General features: G+C 70.3%; 29 protein-coding genes. 15 read left to right on the plus strand and 14 right to left on the minus strand.

What is annotated here, in order from left to right; all coding sequences use genetic code 11:
* Positions 1-5 precede the first annotated feature (5 nt).
* From rplB to ACFWV2_RS04585, 7 genes are all read right to left on the minus strand, one after another.
* Positions 6-842, minus strand: a complete 837-nt coding sequence (rplB, locus tag ACFWV2_RS04555) for a 50S ribosomal protein L2 (RefSeq protein WP_030318653.1) — start codon at positions 840-842, stop codon at positions 6-8.
* A gap of 40 nt (positions 843-882) precedes the next feature.
* Positions 883-1,206 (minus strand): 50S ribosomal protein L23, encoded by a 324-nt coding sequence (gene rplW, locus ACFWV2_RS04560; RefSeq protein ID WP_015035575.1) that lies wholly within the window; start codon positions 1,204-1,206, stop codon positions 883-885.
* Entirely contained in the window at positions 1,206-1,856 is a 651-nt protein-coding gene (gene rplD / locus ACFWV2_RS04565) for a 50S ribosomal protein L4 (protein ID WP_384401582.1), read from the minus strand. The genes rplW and rplD overlap by 1 nt, the downstream gene beginning before the upstream one ends.
* Before the next feature lie 7 nt (positions 1,857-1,863).
* Positions 1,864-2,508 carry a 50S ribosomal protein L3 gene (rplC, locus tag ACFWV2_RS04570; RefSeq protein ID WP_317877596.1) on the minus strand — a complete coding sequence of 215 codons (645 nt, stop codon included), beginning with the start codon at positions 2,506-2,508 and terminating at the stop codon, positions 1,864-1,866.
* 13 nt (positions 2,509-2,521) lie between these two features.
* Entirely contained in the window at positions 2,522-2,830 is a 309-nt protein-coding gene (gene rpsJ, locus ACFWV2_RS04575; protein WP_003948644.1) for a 30S ribosomal protein S10, read from the minus strand.
* A gap of 443 nt (positions 2,831-3,273) precedes the next feature.
* Entirely contained in the window at positions 3,274-4,515 is a 1,242-nt protein-coding gene (locus ACFWV2_RS04580) for an RNA polymerase sigma factor (RefSeq protein WP_384401586.1), read from the minus strand.
* Positions 4,512-4,874 carry a YciI family protein gene (locus tag ACFWV2_RS04585; RefSeq protein ID WP_384401589.1) on the minus strand — a complete coding sequence of 121 codons (363 nt, stop codon included), beginning with the start codon at positions 4,872-4,874 and terminating at the stop codon, positions 4,512-4,514. The genes ACFWV2_RS04580 and ACFWV2_RS04585 overlap by 4 nt, the downstream gene beginning before the upstream one ends.
* A 182-nt stretch (positions 4,875-5,056) precedes the next feature.
* Between ACFWV2_RS04585 and ACFWV2_RS04590 the strand changes: the two genes are divergently transcribed.
* Complete coding sequence (locus ACFWV2_RS04590; RefSeq protein WP_384401592.1) at positions 5,057-7,039, plus strand: PIG-L family deacetylase; 1,983 nt, start codon at positions 5,057-5,059, stop codon at positions 7,037-7,039.
* A 94-nt stretch (positions 7,040-7,133) separates the two neighbouring features.
* Here the strand turns inward: ACFWV2_RS04590 and tuf are convergent, their stop codons facing one another.
* The 5 genes from tuf to ACFWV2_RS04615 form a co-directional block, all read right to left on the minus strand.
* Positions 7,134-8,327, minus strand: coding sequence for an elongation factor Tu (gene tuf, locus ACFWV2_RS04595; RefSeq protein ID WP_360785336.1), 1,194 nt, complete (start codon positions 8,325-8,327; stop codon positions 7,134-7,136).
* Positions 8,328-8,480: 153 nt separating this feature from the next.
* On the minus strand, positions 8,481-10,610 hold the full coding sequence (gene fusA, locus ACFWV2_RS04600; protein ID WP_360785335.1) for an elongation factor G: 2,130 nt from the start codon (positions 10,608-10,610) through the stop codon (positions 8,481-8,483).
* 39 nt (positions 10,611-10,649) lie between these two features.
* Positions 10,650-11,120, minus strand: coding sequence for a 30S ribosomal protein S7 (gene rpsG / locus ACFWV2_RS04605; protein ID WP_018101248.1), 471 nt, complete (start codon positions 11,118-11,120; stop codon positions 10,650-10,652).
* A gap of 2 nt (positions 11,121-11,122) precedes the next feature.
* Positions 11,123-11,494, minus strand: coding sequence for a 30S ribosomal protein S12 (gene rpsL, locus ACFWV2_RS04610; protein WP_003948652.1), 372 nt, complete (start codon positions 11,492-11,494; stop codon positions 11,123-11,125).
* A gap of 288 nt (positions 11,495-11,782) precedes the next feature.
* Positions 11,783-12,232 (minus strand): helix-turn-helix domain-containing protein, encoded by a 450-nt coding sequence (locus tag ACFWV2_RS04615; protein ID WP_384401597.1) that lies wholly within the window; start codon positions 12,230-12,232, stop codon positions 11,783-11,785.
* A 252-nt stretch (positions 12,233-12,484) separates the two neighbouring features.
* Here ACFWV2_RS04615 and ACFWV2_RS04620 point away from each other — a divergent pair, with 252 nt between their 5' ends.
* Genes ACFWV2_RS04620 through ACFWV2_RS04630 form a run of 3 tightly spaced genes read left to right on the plus strand, consistent with a single transcriptional unit; the run spans position 12,485 to position 13,750 of the window.
* Positions 12,485-12,760: a WhiB family transcriptional regulator gene (locus ACFWV2_RS04620; RefSeq protein ID WP_360785332.1), complete on the plus strand. Its 276-nt coding sequence runs from the start codon at positions 12,485-12,487 to the stop codon at positions 12,758-12,760.
* Complete coding sequence (locus ACFWV2_RS04625; RefSeq protein WP_384401601.1) at positions 12,753-13,535, plus strand: hypothetical protein; 783 nt, start codon at positions 12,753-12,755, stop codon at positions 13,533-13,535. The genes ACFWV2_RS04620 and ACFWV2_RS04625 overlap by 8 nt, the downstream gene beginning before the upstream one ends.
* An 11-nt stretch (positions 13,536-13,546) precedes the next feature.
* Complete coding sequence (locus ACFWV2_RS04630) at positions 13,547-13,750, plus strand: hypothetical protein (RefSeq protein WP_384402460.1); 204 nt, start codon at positions 13,547-13,549, stop codon at positions 13,748-13,750.
* Between the two features lie 64 nt (positions 13,751-13,814).
* On the opposite strand, the gene ACFWV2_RS04635 is transcribed toward ACFWV2_RS04630, so the two are convergent.
* On the minus strand, positions 13,815-14,642 hold the full coding sequence (locus ACFWV2_RS04635) for a hypothetical protein (protein WP_384401605.1): 828 nt from the start codon (positions 14,640-14,642) through the stop codon (positions 13,815-13,817).
* Positions 14,643-14,899: 257 nt separating this feature from the next.
* On the opposite strand from ACFWV2_RS04635, the gene ACFWV2_RS04640 reads away from it, so the two are divergent.
* The 4 genes from ACFWV2_RS04640 to ACFWV2_RS04655 all read left to right on the plus strand — a co-directional run bounded on the left by ACFWV2_RS04640 (position 14,900) and on the right by ACFWV2_RS04655 (position 16,864).
* The gene (locus ACFWV2_RS04640; protein ID WP_384401608.1) at positions 14,900-15,310 is read left to right on the plus strand and encodes a hypothetical protein; all 411 of its coding nucleotides are present in this window, start codon (positions 14,900-14,902) and stop codon (positions 15,308-15,310) included.
* Positions 15,311-15,441: 131 nt separating this feature from the next.
* The gene (locus ACFWV2_RS04645) at positions 15,442-16,056 is read left to right on the plus strand and encodes a phage tail protein (protein ID WP_384401611.1); all 615 of its coding nucleotides are present in this window, start codon (positions 15,442-15,444) and stop codon (positions 16,054-16,056) included.
* An 89-nt stretch (positions 16,057-16,145) separates the two neighbouring features.
* Positions 16,146-16,436 carry a hypothetical protein gene (locus tag ACFWV2_RS04650; RefSeq protein ID WP_189831634.1) on the plus strand — a complete coding sequence of 97 codons (291 nt, stop codon included), beginning with the start codon at positions 16,146-16,148 and terminating at the stop codon, positions 16,434-16,436.
* Positions 16,437-16,549: 113 nt separating this feature from the next.
* The gene (locus ACFWV2_RS04655; RefSeq protein WP_384402463.1) at positions 16,550-16,864 is read left to right on the plus strand and encodes a hypothetical protein; all 315 of its coding nucleotides are present in this window, start codon (positions 16,550-16,552) and stop codon (positions 16,862-16,864) included.
* Positions 16,865-16,950: 86 nt separating this feature from the next.
* On the opposite strand, the gene ACFWV2_RS04660 is transcribed toward ACFWV2_RS04655, so the two are convergent.
* Positions 16,951-17,838, minus strand: coding sequence for a hypothetical protein (locus ACFWV2_RS04660; RefSeq protein WP_384401614.1), 888 nt, complete (start codon positions 17,836-17,838; stop codon positions 16,951-16,953).
* Positions 17,839-18,141: 303 nt separating this feature from the next.
* Here ACFWV2_RS04660 and ACFWV2_RS04665 point away from each other — a divergent pair, with 303 nt between their 5' ends.
* From ACFWV2_RS04665 to ACFWV2_RS04695, 7 genes are all read left to right on the plus strand, one after another.
* Positions 18,142-18,354: a hypothetical protein gene (locus tag ACFWV2_RS04665; protein ID WP_384401617.1), complete on the plus strand. Its 213-nt coding sequence runs from the start codon at positions 18,142-18,144 to the stop codon at positions 18,352-18,354.
* A gap of 93 nt (positions 18,355-18,447) precedes the next feature.
* On the plus strand, positions 18,448-19,401 hold the full coding sequence (locus tag ACFWV2_RS04670) for a hypothetical protein (RefSeq protein ID WP_384401620.1): 954 nt from the start codon (positions 18,448-18,450) through the stop codon (positions 19,399-19,401).
* A gap of 29 nt (positions 19,402-19,430) precedes the next feature.
* On the plus strand, positions 19,431-20,645 hold the full coding sequence (locus ACFWV2_RS04675) for a phage tail protein (protein WP_384401623.1): 1,215 nt from the start codon (positions 19,431-19,433) through the stop codon (positions 20,643-20,645).
* On the plus strand, positions 20,642-21,895 hold the full coding sequence (locus tag ACFWV2_RS04680; protein ID WP_384401626.1) for a tape-measure protein: 1,254 nt from the start codon (positions 20,642-20,644) through the stop codon (positions 21,893-21,895). The genes ACFWV2_RS04675 and ACFWV2_RS04680 overlap by 4 nt, the downstream gene beginning before the upstream one ends.
* Positions 21,896-22,105: 210 nt before the next feature.
* Positions 22,106-23,029: a phage distal tail protein gene (locus ACFWV2_RS04685; RefSeq protein WP_384401630.1), complete on the plus strand. Its 924-nt coding sequence runs from the start codon at positions 22,106-22,108 to the stop codon at positions 23,027-23,029.
* Between the two features lie 112 nt (positions 23,030-23,141).
* On the plus strand, positions 23,142-24,335 hold the full coding sequence (locus ACFWV2_RS04690; protein ID WP_384401633.1) for a hypothetical protein: 1,194 nt from the start codon (positions 23,142-23,144) through the stop codon (positions 24,333-24,335).
* 49 nt (positions 24,336-24,384) lie between these two features.
* A complete protein-coding gene (locus ACFWV2_RS04695) occupies positions 24,385-25,575 on the plus strand; it encodes a hypothetical protein (protein ID WP_384401636.1) in 1,191 nt (396 codons plus the stop codon).
* Positions 25,576-25,598 lie beyond the last annotated feature (23 nt).

The following is a 25,598-nucleotide window of genomic DNA, read 5'->3' on the forward strand; positions in this document are numbered from 1 at the left end:
CGCTCCTAGCGCTTCTTGTTCGTCTTGCGGCGGCGGACGATGTACTTGCTCGAAGCCTTCTTCGGCGAGCGAGTACGACCCTCCTTCTGACCCCACGGGGAGACCGGGTGGCGACCACCGGAGGTCTTACCCTCACCACCACCGTGCGGGTGGTCCACCGGGTTCATCGCCACACCGCGAACGGTCGGGCGAACGCCCAGCCAGCGCTTGCGGCCGGCCTTGCCCCAGTTGATGTTCGACTGCTCGGCGTTGCCGACCTCGCCGATGGTGGCGCGGCAGCGGGCGTCGACGAGACGGATCTCACCGGACGGCATACGAAGGTGGGCCATCGTGCCCTCCTTCGCCAGCAGCTGCACGGAGGCACCAGCGGAGCGCGCGAACTTGGCGCCGCCACCGGGACGGAGCTCGATCGCGTGGATCGTGGTACCGACCGGGATGTTGCGGAGGGCCAGGTTGTTGCCGGGCTTGATGTCAGCGCCGGGGCCGTTCTCGACGCGGTCACCCTGCGTCAGACCCTTGGGGGCGATGATGTAGCGCTTCTCGCCGTCCACGTAGTGGAGCAGCGCGATGCGCGCGGTGCGGTTGGGGTCGTACTCGATGTGAGCGACCTTCGCCGGCACGCCGTCCTTGTCGTGACGACGGAAGTCGATCACACGGTAGGCGCGCTTGTGGCCGCCACCCTGGTGTCGAACCGTGATCCGACCGGTGTTGTTACGGCCGCCCTTGCTGTGCAGGGGGCGGACCAGCGACTTCTCCGGCGTGGACCGCGTGATCTCGACGAAGTCGGCTACGGAGGAGCCACGGCGGCCCGGCGTAGTCGGCTTGTACTTGCGGATTCCCATTTCTCAGTCCTCGTCCGATTCCGGACGATCCAGACCGCCGTTAGGCGGTCGGACCGCCGAAGATGTCGATACGGTTGCCCTCGGCAAGGGTCACGATGGCGCGCTTGGTGTCCTTGCGCTTACCGAAACCGGCCTTGGTGCGCTTGCGCTTGCCCTGGCGGTTGATCGTGTTGACCCCGGTGACCTTGACCGAGAAGACCGCCTCGACGGCCTGCTTGATCTGGGTCTTGTTGGAGCCAGGCGCGACGATGAACGTGTACTTGTTCTCGTCCAGCAGGGCGTAGCTCTTCTCCGAGACGACCGGCTTGATGAGAATGTCGCGCGGGTCCGAGAAGGTCTTGCTGGTGACGACGGCCTCAGTCATCAGGCGTCGCTCCCTTCGGTCTCAGCGGTCTGGGGGCCAGACACGAAGGACTCGAAGGCGGCCTGGGTGAAGACCACGTCGTCGGAGACGATCACGTCGTACGTGTTGAGCTGGCCCGGCTCCAGGATGTGCACCTGGGGCAGGTTACGAGCGGACAGCCACGCGGCCTCGTCGGAGCGCTCGACGACCAGGAGCAGGTTCTTGCGCTCCGAGATCTTGCCGAACAGCGTCTTCGCGGCCTTGGTGGAGATCTCACCCTCGACCACGCCGGTGACGACGTGGATGCGGGAGTGGGTGGCCCGGTCCGAGAGGGCACCGCGGAGGGCGGCGACCTTCATCTTCTTGGGGGTCCGCTGCGAGTAGTCACGCGGCTGCGGGCCGTGGACGACGCCACCACCGGCGAACTGCGGGGCGCGGGTCGAACCCTGACGGGCGCGGCCGGTGCCCTTCTGGCGGTACGGCTTCTTGCCACCACCGCGGACTTCGCCACGGGTCTTGGTCTTGTGCGTGCCCTGACGGGCCGCGGCCAGCTGCGCGACGACGACCTGGTGGATCAGCGGAATGCTGACCTTGGCGCCGAAGATCTCCTCGGGGAGGTCGACGGTCCCGGCCTTGTCGCCTGCCGGCGAAAGGATGTCAATGGTGCTCATCGGTTCCTCAAACCCCCTTGGCCGCGGTGCGGACCAGGACGAGGCCACCGTTGGGGCCGGGGACGGCGCCCTTGATGAGCAGCAGACCCTTCTCGGCGTCAACGGCGTGGACGGTCAGGTTCTGGGTGGTCACACGCTCGTTGCCCATGCGACCAGCCATCTTCATGCCCTTGAAGACACGGCCCGGGGTGGCACAGCCACCGATGGAACCGGGCTTGCGGTGCACGCGGTGGGCACCGTGCGACGCCTTGCCACCACGGAAGTTGTGGCGCTTCATGACGCCGGCGAAGCCCTTGCCCTTGCTCTTCGCGGTGACGTCGACCTTCACGCCGGCCTCGAAGAGCTCGGCGGTGATCTCCTGGCCGAGCGTGTACTCGGAGGCGTCAGCGGTGCGGAGCTCCACCAGGTGGCGGCGCGGGGTGACGTCGGCCTTGGCGAAGTGACCCTTGAGGGGCTTGTTCACCTTGCGAGGGTCGATCTCGCCGAAGGCGATCTGGACCGACTCGTAGCCGTCGACGTCGTTCGTACGGACCTGGGTCACGACATTCGGGCCGGCCTTGACGACGGTCACCGGGACGACCCGGTTGTTCTCGTCCCAGACCTGCGTCATGCCGAGCTTCTCGCCCAGGATGCCCTTGATGTTCTTAGCCATCTCGCGCGTCACCTCAGAGCTTGATCTCGATGTCGACGCCCGCCGGCAGGTCGAGGCGCATGAGCGAGTCAACCGTCTTCGGCGTGGGGTCGAGGATGTCGATGAGGCGCTTGTGCGTGCGCATCTCGAAGTGCTCGCGCGAGTCCTTGTACTTGTGCGGCGACTTGATGACGCAGTACACGTTCTTCTCAGTGGGCAGCGGCACCGGGCCCGCGACCGACGCACCAGTGCGCGTCACCGTCTCGACGATCTTCTTCGCCGAGGAGTCGATGACCTCGTGGTCGTAGGCCTTGAGCCGGATGCGGATCTTCTGTCCCGCCATGGCTACTAGTAGTCCTTTGTCTCGTAACGCTCTGGAACCCGGTCGGCTGTGCTTGATGGACAGCGCCGTCCTGTCTCCGACCCACGCGGTCGGGCGTGTCGCACTCCCTCTACGCAGAAACCCGTAAGGATTTCCCAACCAAGGGGGTGCGGTCGCCATGACCGCCGGCCGGGGGCGGACACCCACCGGGTGCCTGGCCGGTACCCCGCTGACGCTTCCCAGAAGATTCCCGTACGTCCGCCCCTGAGAAGGGGCGACGAGTACTGTGGGACTCGCTTCCGGTCCTCCCGACGGGAGGCGCGCAGCATCGGCACTCAACCGAGCAACCCCGACAGTCTGCCATACGGGGGCATCCGGCCGCCAATCAGAACCGGAGACTGTACCCCACGTCACGTACGGTCATGCGCCGGGCGCGAGCGCCCGGTCCTCGCGCCCCCTCCGATTCACGCCAACCGACGTGCGCGTTCCGTGAGATGACGCCGCTCCGGGGCGCTCGTCGTCCGACGGGCCGCCTCCCGGTACGCCGCGGACGCGGCCTCCTTGTCGCCGAGGAGTTCGAGCAGATGCGCCCGGGTGGCGAGCAGCCGGTGGTGCCGGGCCGTGCGCCTGTCCTTCGTCAGCTCGTCCAGGAGGGCGAGACCGGCTCCGGGACCGTGGACCATCGCGACGGCCACCGCCCGGTTGAGGGTGACCATCGGGTTCGGCCCGGTCAGCTCCAGGAGCTCGTACAGCGCGAGGATCTGCCGCCAGTCCGTGGCCCCGGCGGACTCGGCCTCGTCGTGGACGGCCGCGATGGCCGCCTGGAGCTGGTACGGGCCCACCCGGCCGCGCGGGAGGGCGCGGCTCAGCAGTTCGACGCCCTCCGCGACGAGCCCGGTGTCCCAGCGCCCGCGGTCCTGTTCCGCCAGCGGGACCAGCTCTCCGTGCGGGCCCGTGCGGGCCGGCCTGCGGGCGTCGGTGAGCAGCATCAGGGCGAGCAGGCCGGCCGTCTCGGGGTCCTCGGGCAGCAGCCGGTGGAGCAGCCGCGCGAGCCGGATCGCCTCCGTGGACAGTTCGGGCGCGGTGAGCTCGTCCCCGGCGCTGGCCGTGTAGCCCTCGTTGAACACGAGGTAGAGCACGTGCCGCACCTCGGCGAGCCGGGCCGCCCGGTCCTCCCCCTCGGGCAGGGTGAGCGAGCCGCCGGCCGCCTTGATCGTCTGCTTGGCCCGGCTGATCCGCTGCGCCATGGTCGCCTCGGGTACGAGGAAGGCGGCGGCGATCTGCGCGGTGGTGAGGCCGCCGACCGCGCGCAGGGTGAGCGCGATCCGGCTGGCCGGCGACAGGTCGGGGTGGCAGCAGAGGAAGAGCAGGGGGAGCGAGTCGTCCCGGTCGGTGCCCGGCGCGTCGTCGGCGGCGGGCGCGAGGAGCTCGGAGTCCGGGGTGGCGAGGGCCACGGTGTCCTCGCGGCGCCTGCGGGCGGCCTCGCTGCGCACCAGGTCGATGTACCGGCGGCCGGCGACGGTCACCAGCCAGCCGCGCGGGTTCGTGGGGACACCCTGCTCCGGCCACTGCGCGGCGGCGGCGATCAGGGCCTCCTGGACGGCGTCCTCGCAGAGGTCGAAGTCGCCGTACCGCCGTACGAGCGTGCCGAGGACCTGCGGCGCGTGGGTGCGCAGCAGGTCCTCGACCGGGTCCGGCCCGGTCACACGTCCGCCGCGGACTCGTGCAGGACGGGCCACAGTTCGACGGGGTCGACGTCCGCGAAGGGCATGTCCGCGGCGATCTCCTGGGCCCGCTCCAGGCTGTCGCAGTCGAGCAGGTAGAAGCTGGCCAGGTACTCCTTGGTCTCCAGGTACGGCCCGTCGGTGACGGCGGGGGCGCCGCCCTCGCGCCGGACGAGCCGGGCCGCGGCCGCGTCGGCGAGCCCGTACGCGCCGAGCAGTTCACGGCTCTCCCGGTACCTGCGGTTGAAGGCCTCCTGGCGGGCGATCGCCTCGGGCCAGGCCTCGGCGGGGAAGGAGTCCCACTTGGCCTGGTTGCCGTAGATCACCGCGACGTACTTCATCTCGGGTGTCCTCCCCGTCCCGCGCGCCCTCGTGGCGCGCTGTCACCCTTCGGTCGGAACCATGATCGCCCCCTCGACATCCGTCCGCGGGATTCGCGGACTTTTTCTCCGGCCCGTCCTCCGCACAACCTCTTCGCACACAGATTCGTCTTCCAGGCGACCACTGAGCGAAGGACCCGCACGTGCAGCCCACCCCTCCCCGCCGGCGAGCGGTACTCGCCGCAGCCCTCGCGGTCACCACGGCCGCCGCCGGGTGTTCCGTACCGGAGCCGCGCCGGACGGCGCCGACCGCCGATCCGGCGCCGGGGAAGCCGATCGCCCCCGCGCGGGCCCGGCGGGCACTGCTCATGCAGTTCTCCGCCCATCCGGACGACGACCTGTACTTCATGAACCCGGACACGCAGCGGCTGATCGACGCGGGTGTCCCGCTCGTCTCCGTGTACGTGACGGCCGGCGAGCACACCGGCCGGAACCGGATCGCGGGGATGCCCGAGACTCCCCCGGACCGGGCGGCCTACGCGTCGGCCCGGCACCAGGGTCTGCGCCAGTCGTACGCCGTGGCGCTCGGCCTTCCGATGTTCACCCCGTGGCGGCGGGAGGCGCTGACGCTGCCCGGCGGGCGGCGGGCCGAGGTCGACACGCTCACCCACGGGGGCCGCCGCATCGAGCTGGTCTTCCTCAACCTGCCGATGCACACCTCCCGCCGCTACATGGCCATGCCCGCGCTCTGGGGCGACCGCGCCCTGGAGGTACGGACCCAGCTGCCGGCCGGCTCTCCCGTCACCCGCGCGGACACCTACGACTACGACCAGCTGATCGCCGCCCTCGCCCGGCTGCTCGCCCGCCACCGGCCCACGGTGGTGCACACCCTCGACCCGGACCCGGACGTCCAGGACGGCGACGACGCCACCCGGCGGCGGAACTCCGAGCAGCCGGGGTACTCGGACCACGGCGACCACACGGCGGTCGCCTGCTTCACCTGGGCGGCGCTCGCCCGCTGGGTCTCGGACGCGGTCCGCGACGGCCAACCGATACCCGCGTTCACGACGAGGGCCTTCCGGGGCTACTACAACCGGCACTGGCCGAAGAACCTCCCCCCGGCGGTCCTGGAGGAGAAGGCCGCGCGTCTCGTCCCGTACGGAGGCGACCCGGACTGGCGGTGCGGGAACCCCTCGGGCTGCGGCGACTACGGCGTCGGCGGCGACCGGCCGCTCACCAACCGCAAGGGCTGGGTCCGCTCCACCCACCACCGCTGGCCGTCGGCGGGCCCCGCGCTCGCCGAGGAGCCCGACGGACGGCTCACGGCGTACGGCGTCCTCGGGCTGCGGGCGGTCCGCTGGCGGGAGTCGGCGCCGGGCTCCTGGGGCGAGCCGGCGGATCTCGGCGGCGGCCCGCTCGCGCCCGCGCTCGGCTCCGCGGTGCTCGGTGACGGCCGGGCGCTGCTCTTCGGGGTGCGGTTCGCCGCTCTCGACGGGCACGGCGGGGCCAACCGGCGCGAGGTGGTGCTCCTGGAGCAGCGCTCCCCCGGCGGCCCGTTCCTGGCCTGGCGGGGGCTCGGCGGCCCGGAGAGAGGCGACGACCGGGGGCGGCGGATCGGCGCCCCGGTGGCGGTCACGGCCCCCGACGGCCGGGTCCACCTCTTCGTACGGAACGCGGACAAGGGCGTGTCGACGCGGGTACGGGCGGCGGACGGCACCTGGGGCCCGTGGCAGACGCTCCCCGGTGGGGCGGAGGTCCAGGACGGTCTGGCCGTCTCGGTGGACGCGGCGGGCCGGGTGCATCTGTACGCGGCGGGGCGGGAGTCCGTACGGCACTGGGTGGACGGGGAGGAGCGGGCGGGCGGGCTGCCGCGCTCCGGGTCCACGGTGGCGAGCGCGGGTGGCGCGCTGTACCACCGGCCCCCGGCCGCGGCGAAGCTGCTCGGTCCCGGCGGGGACACCGGTCTCGACGGGTACGGAGGGGTGGTCGCCGCGCGCTCGGCGGCGCTCGGGACGGTGCTGCTGGGGACGGACGCGCGGGGCCGGGTGACGGTACGGGCAGGCGGCCGGTCGCGTACCCGTACGAAGGGCCCGGCGGCGGTGTCGGCCTCGCTGCACCTGGGCGCGCGGGGGGCGACCGTGGTGGGCGTCGGCGCGGACGGGCACCCCTGGAGCTGGCGGCCGTGACAAGGAACGGGAACGCGAGAAGGCCCCGCACCGAGAGGTGCGGGGCCTTCCTTCACTGCTAGCAGCTCGTCCGAGCTACCAGGTCAGTTCAAGATCAGGCGTTGATCTTGACGACCTGGCCGGCGCCGACGGTCCGGCCACCCTCACGGATGGCGAACTTGAGGCCCTCCTCCATGGCGATGGGCTGGATCAGCTCAACGCTCATGGCGGTGTTGTCGCCCGGCATGACCATCTCGGTGCCCTCGGGGAGGGTCACGACGCCGGTCACGTCCGTGGTACGGAAGTAGAACTGCGGGCGGTAGTTGTTGAAGAAGGGGGTGTGACGGCCACCCTCGTCCTTCGACAGGATGTAGGCCTGGGCCTCGAAGCTCGTGTGCGGCGTGACCGAACCCGGCTTGATGATGACCTGGCCGCGCTCGACGTCCTCGCGCTTGATGCCACGGAGGAGCAGACCGACGTTCTCGCCCGCCTGGCCCTCGTCGAGCAGCTTGCGGAACATCTCGATACCGGTGACCGTGGTGGTGGTCTTCTCGGTCTTGATGCCGATGATGTCGACGGTCTCGTTGACCTTGAGGATGCCGCGCTCGATACGACCGGTGACGACGGTGCCACGACCGGTGATCGTGAAGACGTCCTCGATCGGCATCAGGAACGGCTTGTCGACGTCGCGCTCGGGCTGCGGGATGGACTCGTCGACGGCCTTCATCAGACCGAGGAGCTTGTCCGCCCACTCCTTGTCGCCCTCGAGCGCCTTCAGCGCCGAGACGCGGACGACCGGCAGGTCGTCGCCCGGGAACTCGTACTCGGAGAGGAGCTCACGCACCTCGAGCTCGACGAGCTCCAGGATCTCCTCGTCGTCCACCATGTCGGCCTTGTTCAGGGCGACGACGATGTACGGAACGCCGACCTGGCGGGCCAGGAGCACGTGCTCCTTGGTCTGCGGCATCGGGCCGTCGGTGGCGGCGACCACGAGGATGGCGCCGTCCATCTGCGCCGCACCCGTGATCATGTTCTTGATGTAGTCCGCGTGACCGGGGCAGTCGACGTGGGCGTAGTGACGCGACTCGGTCTGGTACTCGACGTGCGCGATCGAGATGGTGATACCGCGCTGGCGCTCCTCGGGAGCCTTGTCGATCTGGTCGAAGGCCGAGGCCTCGTTCAGGTCCGGGTACGCGTCGTGCAGCACCTTGGTAATGGCGGCCGTGAGGGTCGTCTTACCGTGGTCGATGTGACCGATGGTGCCGATGTTGACGTGCGGCTTAGTCCGCTCGAACTTCGCCTTCGCCACGGGGGTCCTCCTGGAGAGTGGTTCTGTACGCCTTGCTTCATCGGCGCCACAGGTGATCTTTGCTGGGATGCCAGTCGCCGGGGCCCGTTCCTCGGGTTGCGGGGTCTTGGCCCCGACGACTGGTGTCAAGCCTAAAGCGTGAACTCGGGAGAGTTACTCGCCCTTGGCCTTCGCGATGATCTCCTCGGCGACGTTCCGCGGAACCTCGGCGTAGGAGTCGAACTGCATCGAGTAGCTTGCGCGACCCGAGGTCTTGCTGCGGAGGTCGCCGACGTAGCCGAACATCTCCGAAAGGGGCACGAGGCCCTTCACGACGCGAGCGCCGCTGCGCTCCTCCATGGCCTGGATCTGACCACGGCGGGAGTTGATGTCGCCGATGACCTCACCCATGTAGTCCTCGGGCGTGGTGACCTCGACGGACATCATGGGCTCGAGGATGACCGGCGAAGCCTTCCGCGCGGCCTCCTTGAAGGCCTGCGAACCGGCGATCTTGAACGCGAGCTCGGAGGAGTCGACCTCGTGGTAGCCACCGTCGAGAAGAATGACGCGGACGCCGGTCATCTCGTAGCCGGCCAGGATGCCGAACTGCATGGCCTCCTGCGCACCCGCGTCGACCGAAGGGATGTACTCCTTCGGGATGCGGCCACCGGTGACCTTGTTCACGAACTCGTACGAGGCGTCGCCGCCCTCGATGGGCTCGATCGCGATCTGCACCTTGGCGAACTGACCGGTACCACCGGTCTGCTTCTTGTGGGTGTAGTCAAGTCGCTCGACGGCCTTGCGGATCGTCTCGCGGTACGCGACCTGCGGCTTGCCGACGTTCGCCTCGACCTTGAACTCGCGACGCATGCGGTCGACGAGGATGTCGAGGTGAAGCTCGCCCATACCACCGATGATGGTCTGGCCGGTCTCCTCGTCCGAGTGCACCTGGAAGGAGGGGTCCTCCTCCGCGAGACGCTGGATGGCGACACCCAGCTTCTCCTGGTCACCCTTGGACTTGGGCTCGATGGCGACCTGAATGACCGGGGCCGGGAAGTCCATGGACTCCAGGATGACCGGGTTCTTGTCGTCACACAGCGTCTCACCGGTGGTGGTCTGCTTGAGGCCCATGACGGCGACGATGTCGCCGGCGCCCACCGAGTCGATCTCCTCACGCTTGTTCGCGTGCATGCGGTAGATCTTGCCGATGCGCTCCTTCTTGCCCTTGACGGAGTTCAGCACCGCGGTGCCGGCCTCCAGGCGACCGGAGTAGATCCGGACGAAGGTGAGCTTGCCGAGGTGCGGGTCGCTCGCGATCTTGAACGCGAGGGCCGACAGCGGCTCGTCGTCGGACGGCTTGCGCCGCACGATCTCCTCCGCGTCCTTGACGCTGTGGCCCTCGATGGCCTCGACGTCCAGGGGGGAGGGGAGGTAGCGCACGACCGCGTCGAGCAGGGGCTGGACGCCCTTGTTCTTGAACGCGGTGCCACAGAAGACGGGGGTGATCGTCTTCTCGCCGCCACCCTTGCCGGAGGCAATGGTGATGCGACGGACGGCTGCGTAGAGCTGCTCCTCGGTGGGCTCGACGCCCTCGAGGAAGAGCTCCATGATCTCTTCGTCGTTCTCCGCGACGGTCTCGACCAGCTTGCCGCGCCATTCTTCGGCGAGCTCGGTGTGCGAGGCCGGGATGTCGACGACGTCGTACATCTCACCCTTGCTGGCCTCGGCGGACCAGACAAGAGCCTTCATGCGGACGAGGTCGACGACGCCCTGGAAGTCCATCTCGGCGCCGATCGGGAGCTGCATGACGATCGGGACGGCGCCGAGGCGCTCCACGATCATGTCGACGCAGCGGAGGAACTCGGCGCCCGTGCGGTCGAGCTTGTTGACGAAGCAGATGCGCGGGACGCCGTAGCGGTCCGCCTGTCGCCAGACAGTCTCGGACTGGGGCTCGACACCGGCCACACCGTCGAACACGGTGACAGCACCGTCGAGCACGCGCAGCGAACGCTCCACCTCGACGGTGAAGTCGACGTGACCCGGCGTGTCGATGATGTTGATCGTGTGATCGACGTCCTCGAGCGGCCAGTGACAGGTCGTCGCGGCGGACGTGATCGTGATGCCGCGCTCCTGCTCCTGCTCCATCCAGTCCATCGTGGCAGCGCCGTCGTGGACTTCACCGATCTTGTACGAGACGCCGGTGTAGAACAGGATCCGCTCGGTGGTGGTCGTCTTGCCCGCGTCGATGTGCGCCATGATGCCGATGTTGCGCACCTTGGCAAGGTCAAGCGAAGTGGTAGCCATATCGGCTCAGTCTTCTCTCGGTCTCGATGTGGGTTGCGACTACCAGCGGTAGTGCGCGAAGGCCTTGTTGGACTCGGCCATCTTGTGCGTGTCCTCGCGCTTCTTGACGGCCGCACCGAGGCCGTTCGAGGCGTCGAGAAGCTCGTTCATGAGTCGCTCGGTCATGGTCTTCTCACGACGGGCACGGGAGTAACCCACGACCCAGCGGAGCGCCAGGGTCGCAGCGCGACCCGGCTTGACCTCGATCGGCACCTGGTAGGTGGCGCCACCGACACGGCGGGACTTGACCTCGAGCGACGGCTTGACGTTCTCAAGCGCGCGCTTCAGCGTGATGACCGGGTCAGCGCCGGTCTTCTCGCGGAGGCCTTCCATGGCACCGTAGACGATGCGCTCGGCGGTGGAACGCTTGCCGTCCAGCAGGATCTTGTTGATCAGCGAGGTGACAAGAGGAGAGCTGTAGACCGGGTCGATGATGACCGGGCGCTTCGGGGCGGGGCCCTTACGAGGCATTCTTACTTCTCCTTCTTGGCGCCGTAGCGGCTGCGAGCCTGCTTACGGTTCTTGACGCCCTGCGTGTCGAGGGAACCGCGGATGATCTTGTAGCGAACACCCGGCAGGTCCTTCACACGGCCACCGCGCACGAGCACGATCGAGTGCTCCTGCAGGTTGTGACCCTCGCCCGGGATGTAGGCCGTGACCTCGATGCCCGAGGTCAGACGCACACGCGCGACCTTACGGAGGGCCGAGTTCGGCTTCTTCGGGGTGGTCGTGAACACACGCGTGCAGACGCCGCGACGCTGAGGGGAACCCTCGAGTGCGGGCGTCTTGTTCTTCTCGACCTTGTCCTGCCGGCCCTTCCGGACCAGCTGCTGGATCGTAGGCACTACTTCTCCGGTTTCTGTGTGCCGTCGTCAAACTAACCTGGAACCTCCACCGACCCACGCGGTCGGGTGTGTCGAATCGCGCGGACCCCCACCGCCGAGGCGGAGGAGGCGCGGATCACGGTGGCCGGTATCTGACTCGCTGTGCGGTTGAGGACACGCACGCGAGCCCAGGCACACCCCAGGCACAAGGCTTGAGCGTACCTATCGCATGGACTCCGGTCAAAACAAATGCCCACGCGCTCGCGGTCCCGGCCGAAGCGGGCCGGGACCGGACAAGATCACCCCAGGTCAGTCCCGGGCGGTACGGCGCGGTTCGACGGGCTCGGCGGGCCGCTCCGTCCCGGTCTCGGGCTCCAGGAACTGATTGACGACCTTGACGAACACGCCCATGCGCTCGTCCGGCACCCCGAGCCAGCGGGCGAAGTCCTCCAGGGAGGGCTGCCAGTCGGTCGGCGGCAGCAGGTCCGCCGCCATCGGCAGTTCCTCCGGGGTCACACGCCCGGACCGGACCAGCATGTCGCGGACGGAGACGCCGAGCAGCGGGGCGATCCTGCGCATGGTCTCCAGGTCGGGCATGCTCTGCCGCTGCAGCAGGCGCGTCACGGCGGCGCGGTGCACGCCGGCCTCGTCGGCGATACGGGACTTGCCGCCGCCCCGGGGACTGTCGATGTCGTATCCGCGTGCTCTCATCAGGCCTTCGACCCAGCCTGCGAACGCGTCGAGCCCTTGACTGCTCATGTGTACCGCTCCCTTACTCCCCACCCTCCGGATCCCTTACCTTAGCGTGCTTGCGCGCACAGAATTACGTGCTTTCGGGCACGCAATCGTGTCGAATCGATGAAGACCGGGCCGGAGCCCCTTCAGGATCTAGTTGCGCGCTCGCACGCAACGTGCCAGGCTGCTCGTTGCCGCACTCGTCGGCCCCCTGAGCCCCATAAGCCCCACCGGCCCCATGGACGCCCCGGTGGCCCCGGCCCGTGGAGAAACCTCTTGTTCCCGTCCGACCCGTCCCCCTGGCAGGCCTCCGCCGCGTGCGCCGGCCTCTCCCCCTCCGTCGTCTTCGCCCGTCGGCCCAAGGACGCGGCCCCGGCGCTGCGGGCCTGCGCCGACTGCCCCGTCCGCCGCGAGTGCGAGGCGGCCGTGGCCCCGGCCGAGAGCTACTTCGACGGCGTCTGCGCGGGCCGCCTGTGGCGCAACGGCCGCCCGGCGGACGCCCAGCGCGTCGCGAAGGCGGTCGCACTGGCGGGGAGTCGCCACCGTGGCTGACCTCACCGACCGCACGAAGGGCACCGACCGCGCGAACGCCGCCGGCGGCACGAACGTCACCGTCGCGCCCGTGCTGCGGGACATCGCCCTCTGGGCCGCCTCCCTCGTACGGCAGTTCCCCGAGCTGTCCGAGGAGCTCGCCCCCGGGCGGCGCTCCCCCACCGGCACCGCCCCCGCCGCCCCGCACCCCGGCCGCGACGAGCTCATCCGCGAGGAGCGGCGCGAGGCCCTGCTGCTCGAACAGCGGCACGGCCTCTCCGTTCCCGGGCACGGCGCCGCCCCGATCCGGCTCCACATCTCCGACGCCATCCGGGACATCACCGACGGCGTGGTGGAGCTGGAGGAGGCGGTCTGCGCCCGGCTCGCCCTGCCCCGGCCGCCCCGCGCCGGGGTGATCGAGCGGCTGCGGCGGATCGTCGGCCTGCTCGACGCCGTCTCCGCCCACCCGGTCCTCGCCCGGCACGTGCGGGACGAGATCCGGCGGATGGCCCGCCGGTGCGCCCGGACCCTCGGTGACGCGGAGACGATCGTCCGGGTCTCGGGGCGCTGCCCGTGGTGCGACTCGGTGTCGCTGCGGGCCTTCCCCGACCGGCGCGCGGTCCTGTGCGTGAACCCGGCGTGCGTGTGCACGGACCCGGCGTGCGGCTGTCAGGACGACCCCGCGTACCGGCATCTGTGGCCCGAGGACGCGTGGGCCGGACTGACGGAGGCGTCGGGGACCCGCGCCGAGGAGATCGAGGCGGCGATGGACGACACGAAGGAGACCTCGTGCTGAGCTCACCCGCGATGCCGGGACTTCCCCCGCTGCCCGCGCTGATCCCCGGGCCGCTCGCCGCCGAGGAGGCGGGGGTCGCCCCCGCGACGATCCGCAAGTGGGTCCAGCTGGGACACCTGCGGGCCGCGGGCAAGGCGGGTCGCGCCCAGCTGTTCCGCCTGGAGGACGTCTTCGCGGCGGAGCGGCTGGCCCGCCGCCGTACCCGTACGGCCTGATCGTTCGTCACGGAAGCCCTCCACCCGAGCGCCCCGAGTCCGGATCCGGACTCGGGGCGCTTCGTCATGCCGTGAGGAAGGCGCAGAGGGAGCGGACCAGGGCGTCGGCGAAGCGTTCGCGCACCGGCTCGGCGACACGGTCGAGGGAGAGGTACGGGTTGAGGTCCTCCAGCTCGACGAGGAGCAGTTCGCCGCCGGGGGCGCGGCAGGCGTCGACGCGCTGGACCCCGTGGTCGAGGGTGTTCCAGTCGACGAGGCGGCGCGCGAAGGCGAGGTCGTCCTCGGTGGGCTCGTACGGCTCCAGGACCCAGCGGCGTTCGGGGTCGGGGGCGTACAGGGCGTACTGGAAGAGGTCGTCGACGAAGTAGAAGGAGACCTCGTACCGGAAGTCGATGCGGGGCTGGACGAGGAGCTCGCCGTAGGTGAGGCCGGCGAGCTCCTCGTACGGGAGGAAACGTAGTCCTATGGAGTCCGCCCCGGCCTTGGGCTTCACCGCGTACTCCCCGGCGGCGGGCAGCCGGTGGAGGTCCTCGGGGCGGTCGGCGGTGGGGATGACGGGGTAACCGGCGGCGGTGAGGTCGAGCAGGTACTGCTTTCCGGCCATGTCACCACGGCCGTGGAGCGGGTTGTAGACGCGGGTGCCGAGGGCCAGGGCCCGCTCGCGGAACGCCTCGTACTCCTTCTGGTACGCGAGCACCGGGCCGCTGTTGCGCACGACGACGGCGTCGAAGCCCTCCATGAGGGCGGCGGCGTCGAGCGGGTGGCAGAGGGCGAGGGCGAAGTCCTCGCGCAGCCGCGCGGCGAGGTGGATGTCCTCGTCGCCGTAGCGCCGCCCCCTGGCCGGGTAGGTCAGGTCGGTCACGTAGAGCAGGCGGGGGCGGTCGGCGGGCACGGGGGCTCCCTCGGTCGGGTGACGGTCAACCTATCGGCCGGTTGGTGCGCGGACGGATGCGGATCCCCGCCCGTTCTAGTTGCGTGCGCGCACGATCGCTGTCACAGTTGGTGCAGCGGCGGAGCTGCGCCCCCAGGACGGGACGCGGCTCCGCCGTCCGCCGTCCGGGCGCGCTGCCGCGCCCCGCCCCCTCCCGCCGGAGCGCCCCGGGCGGCTCCCCGTCCCGCCATCCCTCCCCTCACCCGAGGAGAACCGTCATGACCACTCCCCCGAGTGCGTTCCCGGACGTCGAGAAGCTGGTCGTCGACGTCCTCAAGGCCGACCCCGCCCTGGCCGGCGCGACCATCGCGGTCAACGCGCCGACCGGCTTCGACGGCACCCAGAGCGCGGTCCTGGTGAACCGCCGCGGCGGCGCCTGGATCGGCGACCTGCACCTCGACATGCCGCTGATCGAGTTCGAGGTGTACGGGCCGAGCAAGAACGCCGCCCACCTCCTCGCCAACGGCGCCCGCCGGGCCCTGCTCGCCACCATCGGCAAGCAGATCGGCGCCGGCAACGTCGTCCAGGACGTGGAGGAGCAGGACGGGCCGCGCTGGCTGCCCGACTACCTGTACCGGGGCGCCAACCGCTACCTCTGCGTCATCCGCCTCTCCCTGAGCGTCTTCTAGACGCCCCCCGAGCGCCCTTCGGACCCCGCTCGGTCCCCCAGACCAGGCCCTGCCGTCCGGCGGGGCCTTTGCCGTACCCGGGTCCCACGCCCGGGGCGGCGCCCTCACCCCATCACAAGGAGAAATCCACCATGGCAGGAAACAACTCGGCCGAGATCCGCGTCGCAGGCAGCGGCAAGCTCTACGTGGCCGCCGCCGGCGCCGCCGCCCCGACCACCTTCGGGACCGACGCCGCGGCCGACTGGACCGGCGCGGGCTGGAAGGACCTCGGCTTCACGACCGGCGACGGCGTGACCTTCGCCAAGAAGGACAAGCTGGAGCCGATCGACTCCTGGCAGTCGGTCTCCCCGGTGCACTTCATCTACTCCAGCCGTGACCTCTCGCTGAAGTTCTCCATGCTCCAGTTCAACGAGCTGACGCTGCCCTTCTTCATGGGCGGCGGCAAGGTCGAGGCCGAGCCGGCCGCGGCCACGGAGACCTACAAGTACGAGATCGCCGAGCGTCCGTTCGCGGACGTGCGCGCCCTCGGCCTGGAGTTCACCGACGTCAAGGCCGGTGGCGCCACCGCGGTCACCTACCGCTTCATCATCCCGCGCGGCCAGGTCACCGCGTCCGACGACATCAAGCTGGCCCGCAAGGCCGCGTCCCAGCTGGGGGTGACCTTCACGGCCATGTCGCAGGGCGACGGCAAGCCGCTGGCGACCTTCCTCATGAAGGACAGCCAGTACGGCACCGCCGCCGTCTGATCCCTCTCCACCCGGGGCGGGACGGCCGGCCGCCGTCCCGCCCCACCCTTCTCCTCTTCTTCTCACCCGAACAAGGAGTACGCGTCACCATGGCCCGTTTCGACGTCAACGCCGCCCGCGCCCAGCGACAGGAGGCCCACGGCCGCAAGTGGTCCTTCGAGCTGGACGGCGAGTCCTACACCCTTCCGACGGAGCTGAGCCGCGCCACCGCCAAGGGGCTGCGCAAGCTCGACGACAACGACGTCGACGGCCTGCTCGCGCTCCTGATGGGTGAGGAGCAGTTCAGCCGCTTCGAACAGCACGACGTCACCATGCAGGACATCGCCGCCATCCTGGAGGCCTACGGCAAGGAGACCGGGCTCGGCCTGGGGGAAGACTGAGCCTCGTCGCGTTCGTCGAAGAACACGCCGAGGCCCTCGAGGCCGACTTCATCCGCTACTACGGGCTCGATCTCCTCGACTGGCACCGCGAGGAGCTCTCCAGCCGGCGGGTGCTGGCTCTGATCAAGCACCTGCCACGGGACAGCGCCCTGCAGCGCGAGCTCCACGGCGAGGCCGCGGAGTGGTCGGTCACCGACCACCTGCTCGCGGCGACGGTGGACCATCTGGCGGTCGCCAACTGGATGTTCCAGTGCGTCAACGCGTCCGAGGACGGTGACCAGCCCGATCCGCCCCAGCCCGTTCCCCGGCCGGTCGCCAAGGACGAGGACCGGGACGGGGACGAGGAGACCGGGGAGCAGGACGAGCGCGACCCCGGAACGGAGACCCCCGAGATCTCCCCCGGGCAGCTCGCCCGGTTCTTCGGCTGAAGCCACCTCCCCGCGGCCCCCGGAGCCCGTTCCCGTCAGGGAGCGGACTCCGGGGGCGCTTCCTGTGCTCACGGGGCCCGTTCCCGTCAGGGAGCGGACTCCGGGGGCGCTTCCTGTGCTCGCCCGGAGGTCAGCTCATCCTCCAGGGCCCTGGCCCGATCGGAGAGCCGGCGCCCCCGGCCCGCGCGTGATTCCGGGTCGGCAGGCTCGCCGCCCCGGCGGTCGCCGCCGTGGGTGGACTGGGCGGGCACCCCGAGGGGCGGCACGATAGGGCGGCCGCCCTTGCCGCGGACCACCTTCCGTACCGGCTGGGCGTTCCTGCGGGTACGGCTCTCCTGCGCGGTGACGAGGACGTCCGGCTCCGCATCGGGCGCCGGCTCCTTCTGGTGCTCGGGCTCGGGCTCCCTGTGGTGCTCGGGCGCGGCGTCCTTGTGGTGCTCGGGCTCGGCTTCCCGGTCGCGTTCGGGGTCGGGGGCGGATGCCGGGTCGGGGTCGGATGCCGGGTCGCGTTCGGGTTCGGGTGCCGGTTCGGGTTCGGGCCGCTGTTCGAACAGCTCGCGTTCCCTGCGTACGCGGTCCTCGGCCTCGACGACGGAGGCCGGCGGTTCGAGGAGACGGGCGAAGGGCAGCGGGATGACCCGGGCGCCGTCCTGTCCGCCGTCCGCGCGGCGCTGGGGGCGGCGGACTCCACGCGCGTCACCCTGGCCCTGCGTGTAGGCGTCGGCCACACGCCGCTCGTACTCCCTGCGGATGCGCGGGAGTTCGCCCGACACCGCCTCGGCCCAGCCGGAGGTGAAGGCGGTCGTCTCGCGGCGGTCCATCTCGTCCCTCGGCATCACGACGAGGTCCTCGGTGGCGTATCCGTGGACGAGGACGAGCTCGGAGAGGCGTGCGAAGAGATGCGGCAGATCGGGGTGGGACGCGAGCCAGTCGACGACTCGCTCCCGCCGGTCGGCTTCCGGCTCGGTGTCCATGCGTCAGTACTGCCTTCCAGCCCCCTGGGGTCCCCGCGCGCCCCTCGCGCCCCTGGTCCCCCGGAGTGGTCGGCCCGAGGAACGCGTCCTCCAGGTTACCCGGTCGAACAGAAGCCCCGATCAGCCGCCAACCCGTTCGGGAAACCGGCCAGAAGACACGCCGTCAGATGTTTCCCGCTCGACAAACACCGAACAGGTGTTCCACACTCTGTTCGCACAGTAGTTCGAACACGTGGTGCCCCCGCTCCTCACTCCGCGGCGCCGCCACGCACGCACGGGCAAGCAACCGGAAGGCAGGCGTCCATGACTCAGCAGGCCGAGGCATCGCGACCGCACATCTCGCTCCAGGACCGCCTCCGCCAGCTCCTCGACGGACCCGTCGCCCTCGACAAGAGAGCGCTGCTCGGCACGCTGTACGCCGAGGTCACCCGCTGCGAGACCCTCGCGTACGCGGCCGGCTGGAACGACGCCCTCGCGGCGGCACGGCGCGGATCCCGCCGGGACGAGGGCGCCTAGCCGCGCCCGCTGCCCTCAGACGAAGGAGCCCCTGCCGGGACCGGCGGGGGCTTTTCGGCGCTTGGCCCTCACGGGCCGGAAGCGGAGCAACTCATGGCAAAGAGCCTCGACGACCTCTCCAAAGAGATCACCGACCTCACGGATGTCCTCCTCAAAGCCACCACGGAGGTCACTCACAAGGTCCCCAACCCGACCCCGGACGAAGCGGAGAAGGAGAAGACCCCCTTCGTCGACGGCACGTCAACGGTCTCCAAGCTCAAGAAATCCCTTATCGGCGAAGCCCCCAGGATCCTCACGGAGGAGAACGCGGCGCCGTTCATCAAGGAGATCACCGACATCCACGAGGAGGTGGTGAAGGCCCCTCTGACGGAGTGGCTCGAAGCCGCCGGCCTCGACGGCGTGGCGGCCGGCGTCGAGAAGATCTACGAGGGGAAGGACAACTGGTGGACCTACTTCATCGCCGCCTTCATCGGCCTCGCCGTCCCGGCCATCGGCCTCCTCCTCGTCTCCAAGTTCACCGACTGGTCCCGTTTTCTCCAGTCGAAGATCTTCAACGGACAGGCGTACGCCCGTAACGAGGGCGGCACGTGGAGCCGGCAGGACGTCCAGGCCGTCACCGACCGTGAGACCAGGGTCTTCAACGGCGGCGGAATCGGCGCCATCCCGACCGAGGAAAGCCTCAGCGGCGTCCGCCAGGAACTCGAGAAGCTGATCGAGAAGATCACGGTCTTCAACCGCAAGGCCGGCGGGTTCCGCACCAAGTTCAACAAGATGCCTTCGGCGCGCGCGATCAAGCAGTCGGCCAAGGGGATCGAGGCCATCGCCGACGCTCTCGACAGGGTCACCATCGCGGACGTCGGGGCGATGGCCACGAAGGCCGACGAGCTCAAGAAGGCCATGGCGGACTTCAAGCCCGGCAAGATCCCCCAGGACCTCCAGACGACCCGAACCGAGACCCGAAACCTCGGCAGGACCGTCGACGAGCTGAAGGCCTCGTTCCAGAAGCTCAAGGACGAGGCCGTTCTCGTCACCAGGGTCCTCGCCTGACCCCCACCCACCACGAAAGGAGGTAACCCATGTCTCTCGTCAGAAACCTGAAGAACGCGTCCACCTCGCTCGGTAGCTTCAAGACCCAGGCCTCCACCGCCGGCACCTCGGTCAAGAAGGTCGGCGACGCCGGCAGGTCGGCGTCGGGGCAGCTCAAGACGCTCCGTACCAACGCCCAGGGCTCCACCACCCAGCTCAAGAACCTGAAGACCGCGTCGGACCAGGCCGAGCGCGCCATGAAGAAGGCCGGCGACACCGCCCAGTCGGCCGGCGGCAAGCTGTCCAAGTACGAGTCCGGCGCCGGCAAGGCGGCCAAGGGCCAGGACAAGCTCAACAAGTCCATGAAGGGCAACTTCCTGGTCCGCCTGCTCGAACTCTTCATGCCGCTCATCGAGGCGATCGTCGACATGGCGCTTCGCTCGAAGACGATGCAGACGGTCCTGAAGAAGGCGTTCAGCGCGATCAAGAGCGTGATCAGTTCCGTCATGAAGGCCGTCGGGCCGATCATGAAGAAGGCCGGCGACCTGATCAAGTCGGTCTGGAACGGCATCAAGAAGGCCATCTCCACCGTGGTCAAGGCCGTCGCCACCGTCATCAAGACCTACGTGAAGATCTGGAAGACGGTCATCACCACGGTCATGAAGGCGATCAGGACCGTGATCAGCTCGGTCTGGAACGGCATCAAGGCCGTCATCACGCCGGTGGTCAACTGGATCAAGAGCGCGATCCCGAAGGCCTTCAGCGCCGTCAAGGACAAGATGTCGTCCGTCTGGAACGGCCTCAAGGACATCGCGTCCCGGGCGTTCGACGGCATCAAGAGCGGGGTGAAGGGCCCGATCAACGCCGTCATCGGCCTCATCAACTCGATGATCGGCAGCCTCAACCGCGTCAAGGTGAGCGTCCCCGGCTGGGTCCCGGTCGTCGGCGGCAAGACCTTCGGCGTCAACCTGCCGACCATCCCCATGCTCGCCACCGGCGGTGTCGTCATGCCCCGCACCGGCGGTGTCCCGGCGATCCTCGCCGAGGCCGGCGAGGCCGAGGCCGTCCTGCCGCTCTCCAAGCTGGACCGGCTGCTCGCCACCACCGCCCGCCGTGCCCGTACGGCGGGCGGCCCCCAGGCGGCCGGTGCCGGAGCCGGAGCCGGGCTGCACATCGAGCACTACCACGCGGCCCGCAACAGTGACCCGCACACCACCGCCGCCGCGCTCATGTACCTCGTGAAGGCGCGTGGAGCACGCGTATGAGTACCGCGCTCGCCGCCTCTCCGAACTTCCGGGTGGCCCTCGCGCCGATGGCCGGCCTGCGGCAGGGGCTGGGCGGAGCGAGCAGTTCGCTGAAGAGCCTCCGCGAGGGCGTCCAGCGGGCGTCGACCGGTGTCGGCGCCCTCGCCACCGCCTCCCGTGACGCCGGAACCACCCTCCGCGCCCTCGGTCAGAACGCCTCCGGCGCCGCCACAGCCATGACCAGGATCCGCCGCTCCACCGCCCCCGCGGGCGTCAGGCGGATCGGCGCCGCCGCCGGCAAGTCCCGTACCGCCGTCCGCAGGATCGGGACCGGCGCCGGAGCCGTCGTCGGCATGCTCCTGCCGCTGCTGCCCGTCACGGACGTCATCACCGGACTGATGGGCACCTTCGGCACCGTCATGACCATCGCCTCGGTCGCCATGACAGGCGTCAACGTCGCCATGCGGGCCAACCCGCTCGGCTTCCTCGTCGGCCTGATCGTGCCCATCGCCGCGTACCTGATCGAACTGGCCGTCAACTCCGAGACCGGGCAGCGGATCATCCGGCAGGTCCTCCAGCAGGCCCTCAAGGGCTTCCAGTCGGTCTGGAAGTTCATCCAGCCGTTCATGAAGCTCCTCGGCGAGGCCGTGGGCACGTACGTCAAGGCGTACCTGACCGTCTTCAGGACCGCGCTCAGGATCGTCGGATCGGCCATCGGCGGGATCTCGAAGATCGGCTCCGCGGTCCGCTCCGCCAGCAACGCGCTGCGCGGCATCGCCTCCCGCACCATCGGTGGCATCAAGAGCGCCGTCCAGCCGGTCCTGCGCTGGATCACCGACAAGATCCCCGGCTTCTTCCGGACCGCCAAGGACGCGGTGAGCAGGTCGCTGCGCGGCATCGGCGACCTGATCAAGGGCGCGCTGAGCGCCGTGCTCGGCGTGGTCAAGGGACCGGTCAACGGTCTCATCGCCTTCGCCAACTGGATCATCGACGGGCTCAACAAGCTCAGCTTCGAGATCCCGCTCACCGGCAAGAAGTTCGGCGTCGAACTGGACAAGCTCCCCCTGCTCGCCGAGGGCGGCATCGTCTCCCCCGGCACCGCGGACGACTACCGCATCGACTCGCTCTCGCAGCTGGAGAACCGCCGCGTCCCGGCCCTCACCGAGCCGCTGCCACGGCCGCACCGCATCCGGGACTTCCACGAGGAGCCCGGCGCCGGTCCCCGGTCGACGGCCGAGGACCTGCTCTTCCTCGCGACCGCCCACCGCTGACCGGCGCCCCCGGCGACCCCCGCCCCCGGCCGACGGCCGACCGCTCGGAACCGACCGCGCACCGTCGGCCGCACACCGCCGACCGCCCGGAACCGATCCGCGCACCGCCGGCCGCACACCGTCAACCGCCCGGGGCCGATCCGCGCACCGCCGACCGCCCACAGCCTGACCGCCGACCGCCGACCCCATCCCAAGTGAGGTGACGGCCCCATGGCCGAGACCACGACCCCGTACGCCGGAAACTCCTACCTCGCCGACCTCGCGCCCGGCTCGCTCATCACCCAGGACGGGCAGATGCAGTGGGCCGGGCTCCTCATAGGCCCCGGCACCCCCTTCGCCGTCGACAAGTCCGGCCTGTCGGGCTGGGAGGACCTGCCCGAGTACGACTCCTCCGACGCCGACCGGCCCACCTCCCACGGCGCCTGGCCGGGCGCCCGGTACGCCAAGCCGCGCAAGGTCGGCGGCACGATCGTGCTGATGCCGGAGTACGGCGGCACCGCGGGTGCCGTCCGCGCCCTGCGGCAGTCGCTCGCCCTCCTCGACGAGGAGCGGTGGCTCACCGTCCGGCTGCACGGCGAGCTCCTCACCGTCCGCGCCCGCATCGCCCAGCGCGTGGTCCCGGCCGACCAGGGCTTCGCCACCCAGGGCAGCTCCCGCATGTCGGTCCAGTGGCTGGCCACCGACCCGCGCCGGTACGCCGTCAACGAGCAGGTCGCCACGACCACTCCCCCGCAGCCGGAGTCCGGCCTCACCTGGCCGCTGACCTGGCCGCTCACCTGGGGCCAGGCCAAGAGCACCGGTGACGCCGTCGTCGAGAACACCGGTTCGGCCCCGGTCCACCCGGTCATCGTCTTCCGCGGCCCGTGCTCCATGCCGACCGTCACCGAGCGGGTCAGCCGGCGCCGGCTGCGGTACGCGATCGACCTGACCGCCGGTGACGAACTCACCGTCGACACGCGCGCGGGCACGGTCATGCTCAACAACTCCGCCTCCCGCCTGCACACCGCGATGGCCGACTCCACCCCGGAAGAGCTGTTCGTGCTCGACCCCGGTCGCACCGACCTGTCCTTCCGCCCCGAAGAGGGCACCGAGGACGCGCTGATGACCGTGCGCTGGCGCAGCGCCGAGTGGTGACCGGGACGCGCCGACCGTCCCCCGCCGGCCGCGCGGCGCCCTCGGGCGCCGGTGGTCGGCGGCTCCTCCCCGCCGACCACCCCGATCCGACCCCTCCCGGAGAGGCGACCCCATGACCGTACGCGCCGCTTGGCTCCAGTCCACCGGCCAGACCCGTGACGACACCCGCCTGACCCTCGCCGCCCTGCTGACGCCCAGCGGCCAGAGTGCCGAGGAGACCCCGCTCCGCTCGCGCGCGGGCATCGTGCCGGGTGGTTTCGTCCTGACCGGCAGCGCGCCCATGCAGGTCACCATCGGCACAGGCCGCGCGATCGTCCAGGGCAACGACACCGCCCAGGGCGCCTACCTCGTCGCGGCCACCGCGCCGGAGAGCTTCACGCTCGCGGACGGCGACCCGCAGTACGACCGCGTCGACCTGATCGAACTGGCCGTGTTGGACGACGTCTACGACCGTACGGGCACCACCGAGGCGGTCGTACGGGTGGTCAAGGGCACCCCCCAGGTCACGCCCGCCGTCCCGCCGACCGGGCCGGGCAGCACGATCCCGCTCTACACGGTCCGGGTACCGAAGGGCACCTCGGCCGGCACCGGCGGCATCGCCTGGGCCACCGCCGTCACCACCACGCACTGGCCGGTCGTCGCGCTCGGCGGCATCATGCCGGCCAGCGGCTTCAAGGGCGCCTACGTCGGCCAGTACCGGGACACGGCGGGCCTCCTCCAGCGCTGGGACGGCACGACCTGGGTCTCGTACCCCAAGGCCCTCGGCGGCATCGCCCCCAGCACCACGGCCGCCGGCGGCTACACCGGCCAGTACCGGGACAACGGAGGCGGACTGCAGCGCTGGAACGGGTCCGCCTGGCAGTACGTCCAGGGCGCCTCGACCCTGCTGCTCAGCGCCACGCAGTGGCTGACCACCCAGGCCCAGAGCATCGCCCCCAACACCTGGACCGTACTCAGCCTGCCCACCGTCGAGGTCGACGACGCCGCCGCCTGGACCTCGAACACGACGTACATCGTGCCGCGCACCGGCTGGTGGCGGGTCTCCGCGCACGCCACCTGGGCCAACGACGCCCAGACCGGCATGCGCGGCGCCCGCGTCATGGTCTCCGGCGCCGGACAGTCCCGGCTGACCTGGCTCACCCCCGCCGGCAACGGCGCCGTCTCCGTGGGCGGCGGCGGCGTGCTCAGGCTCGTGGCCGGCGAGACCCTCCAGCTGGCCGGCTTCCACAACCACAGCGCGGCGATCAAGACCCTCGGCGGCTCGGGCTACGCCTGCAACCTCACCGCCGAGTGGGTCAGGTCCTGACGCCCCCGACCGCCGAACCGTCCCTCGACCCCTCGAACGGAGAAACCCCATGAACCTGCGCAGCAGCTGGGTCGCCGAGACCGGCCAGACCCGCGAGGACACCCGGCTCACCCAGACCGGTGTCACCACCATGACCAACCCCGTCCAGGTCCGCTCCGGCGTCCTGCCCGGCTCCTACGGCGGCCAGTACCGGCTCTCCGGCTTCTGGACCTTCGGCTCCGCCGCCATGTCGGCGACCGTCTCCGAGGGCCGGGCCGTCATCCAGGGCGAGATCTCCGAAGGGGTCTTCCCGGTGACGCTGACGGCCTCCGAGGTCGTGACCTTCGCGCCGGGCAACGCCCAGTACAGCCGCATCGACCTGCTCGTCCTGAAGATCTACGACAGGCTCTACGACGGCGGGCAGCGCAGCGAGGCCACCATCGAGATCATCCAGGGCGCGGCCGCGCAGGACCCGAAGGCCCCGGCGGTCCCGCCGCGCTCCCTCCCGCTGTACGAGGTGACCGTCCCCGCCGGTGCCAGCGCGGGCAACGGCGGCATCCCCTGGAACAGCTCGCTCAAGGACCTGCGCACCCCGGTCGTCGCCCTCGGCGGCATCCTCCCGGTCGAGGGCGCGTCCCTGCCGGGCGCCTACCCCGGCCAGTACCAGGACGCGGGCGGCGCGCTCCAGCGCTGGGACGGCGGCGCCTGGGTCTCGTACCCGGCGGCGCTCGGCGGCATCATCCCGTCCTCCGCGTCCACCACACCGGCCAGCTACACCGGCCAGTACCGCGACTCGTCCGACGGACGGTTCCAGCGCTGGAACGGTTCCGCCTGGGTCCCGGCGGTGCCGGGCCCTTACTTCGTGGACAACCGTGACTACGGCGACACCACGTCGACCACGTACACGTCGACGCTCGCGGGCCGCACCAACAACCCGCTCTCGCTCTCCTTCGTCGCCCCGCCGTCGAAGGCGGTCGTCATCGGCTTCGGCTGCAAGATGAAGTCGCTGAGCCCCGACCACTACGCGTTCATGGCGCTCCGGCTCACCCAGGGCGCCAACGTCATCAGCGACCTCGAGGACGACTACGCGGTGCTCGCCGCCAGCCAGCACATGGTCTCGGTGTCCACCATGACCCGCCAGTCGGGCCTGACTCCCGGGGCGACGTACACGCTCACGGCCTACTTCCGGGTCATCGTCAACAACCTCGGTCTCAAGGCCGGTTTCGACAACACGTTCATCAGGGTCGACCCGCTGCCGTAGTCCGGCCCCCTTACGACAGGAGA

This window comes from Streptomyces sp. NPDC058671, from assembly GCF_042716475.1.
GTDB lineage: Bacteria > Actinomycetota > Actinomycetes > Streptomycetales > Streptomycetaceae > Streptomyces.

Excerpts from the sequence above, each read along its gene's own strand:
- ACFWV2_RS04630 (WP_384402460.1), top strand. The coding sequence starts at position 13,547 with ATGCCGGGACTTCCCCCGCTGCCCGCGCTGATCCCCGGGCCGCTCGCC.
- ACFWV2_RS04615 (WP_384401597.1), bottom strand. The coding sequence starts at position 12,232 with ATGAGCAGTCAAGGGCTCGACGCGTTCGCAGGCTGGGTCGAAGGCCTG.
- rplD (WP_384401582.1), bottom strand. The coding sequence starts at position 1,856 with ATGAGCACCATTGACATCCTTTCGCCGGCAGGCGACAAGGCCGGGACC.
- rplB (WP_030318653.1), bottom strand. The coding sequence starts at position 842 with ATGGGAATCCGCAAGTACAAGCCGACTACGCCGGGCCGCCGTGGCTCC.
- ACFWV2_RS04670 (WP_384401620.1), top strand. The coding sequence starts at position 18,448 with ATGGCAAAGAGCCTCGACGACCTCTCCAAAGAGATCACCGACCTCACG.
- ACFWV2_RS04680 (WP_384401626.1), top strand. The coding sequence starts at position 20,642 with ATGAGTACCGCGCTCGCCGCCTCTCCGAACTTCCGGGTGGCCCTCGCG.
- ACFWV2_RS04660 (WP_384401614.1), bottom strand. The coding sequence starts at position 17,838 with ATGGACACCGAGCCGGAAGCCGACCGGCGGGAGCGAGTCGTCGACTGG.
- ACFWV2_RS04585 (WP_384401589.1), bottom strand. The coding sequence starts at position 4,874 with ATGAAGTACGTCGCGGTGATCTACGGCAACCAGGCCAAGTGGGACTCC.
- rpsG (WP_018101248.1), bottom strand. The coding sequence starts at position 11,120 with ATGCCTCGTAAGGGCCCCGCCCCGAAGCGCCCGGTCATCATCGACCCG.
- ACFWV2_RS04650 (WP_189831634.1), top strand. The coding sequence starts at position 16,146 with ATGGCCCGTTTCGACGTCAACGCCGCCCGCGCCCAGCGACAGGAGGCC.
- ACFWV2_RS04645 (WP_384401611.1), top strand. The coding sequence starts at position 15,442 with ATGGCAGGAAACAACTCGGCCGAGATCCGCGTCGCAGGCAGCGGCAAG.
- rpsJ (WP_003948644.1), bottom strand. The coding sequence starts at position 2,830 with ATGGCGGGACAGAAGATCCGCATCCGGCTCAAGGCCTACGACCACGAG.
- ACFWV2_RS04640 (WP_384401608.1), top strand. The coding sequence starts at position 14,900 with ATGACCACTCCCCCGAGTGCGTTCCCGGACGTCGAGAAGCTGGTCGTC.
- fusA (WP_360785335.1), bottom strand. The coding sequence starts at position 10,610 with ATGGCTACCACTTCGCTTGACCTTGCCAAGGTGCGCAACATCGGCATC.
- ACFWV2_RS04695 (WP_384401636.1), top strand. The coding sequence starts at position 24,385 with ATGAACCTGCGCAGCAGCTGGGTCGCCGAGACCGGCCAGACCCGCGAG.
- ACFWV2_RS04675 (WP_384401623.1), top strand. The coding sequence starts at position 19,431 with ATGTCTCTCGTCAGAAACCTGAAGAACGCGTCCACCTCGCTCGGTAGC.
- rplC (WP_317877596.1), bottom strand. The coding sequence starts at position 2,508 with ATGGCTAAGAACATCAAGGGCATCCTGGGCGAGAAGCTCGGCATGACG.
- rplW (WP_015035575.1), bottom strand. The coding sequence starts at position 1,206 with ATGACTGAGGCCGTCGTCACCAGCAAGACCTTCTCGGACCCGCGCGAC.
- ACFWV2_RS04690 (WP_384401633.1), top strand. The coding sequence starts at position 23,142 with ATGACCGTACGCGCCGCTTGGCTCCAGTCCACCGGCCAGACCCGTGAC.
- ACFWV2_RS04685 (WP_384401630.1), top strand. The coding sequence starts at position 22,106 with ATGGCCGAGACCACGACCCCGTACGCCGGAAACTCCTACCTCGCCGAC.
- ACFWV2_RS04665 (WP_384401617.1), top strand. The coding sequence starts at position 18,142 with ATGACTCAGCAGGCCGAGGCATCGCGACCGCACATCTCGCTCCAGGAC.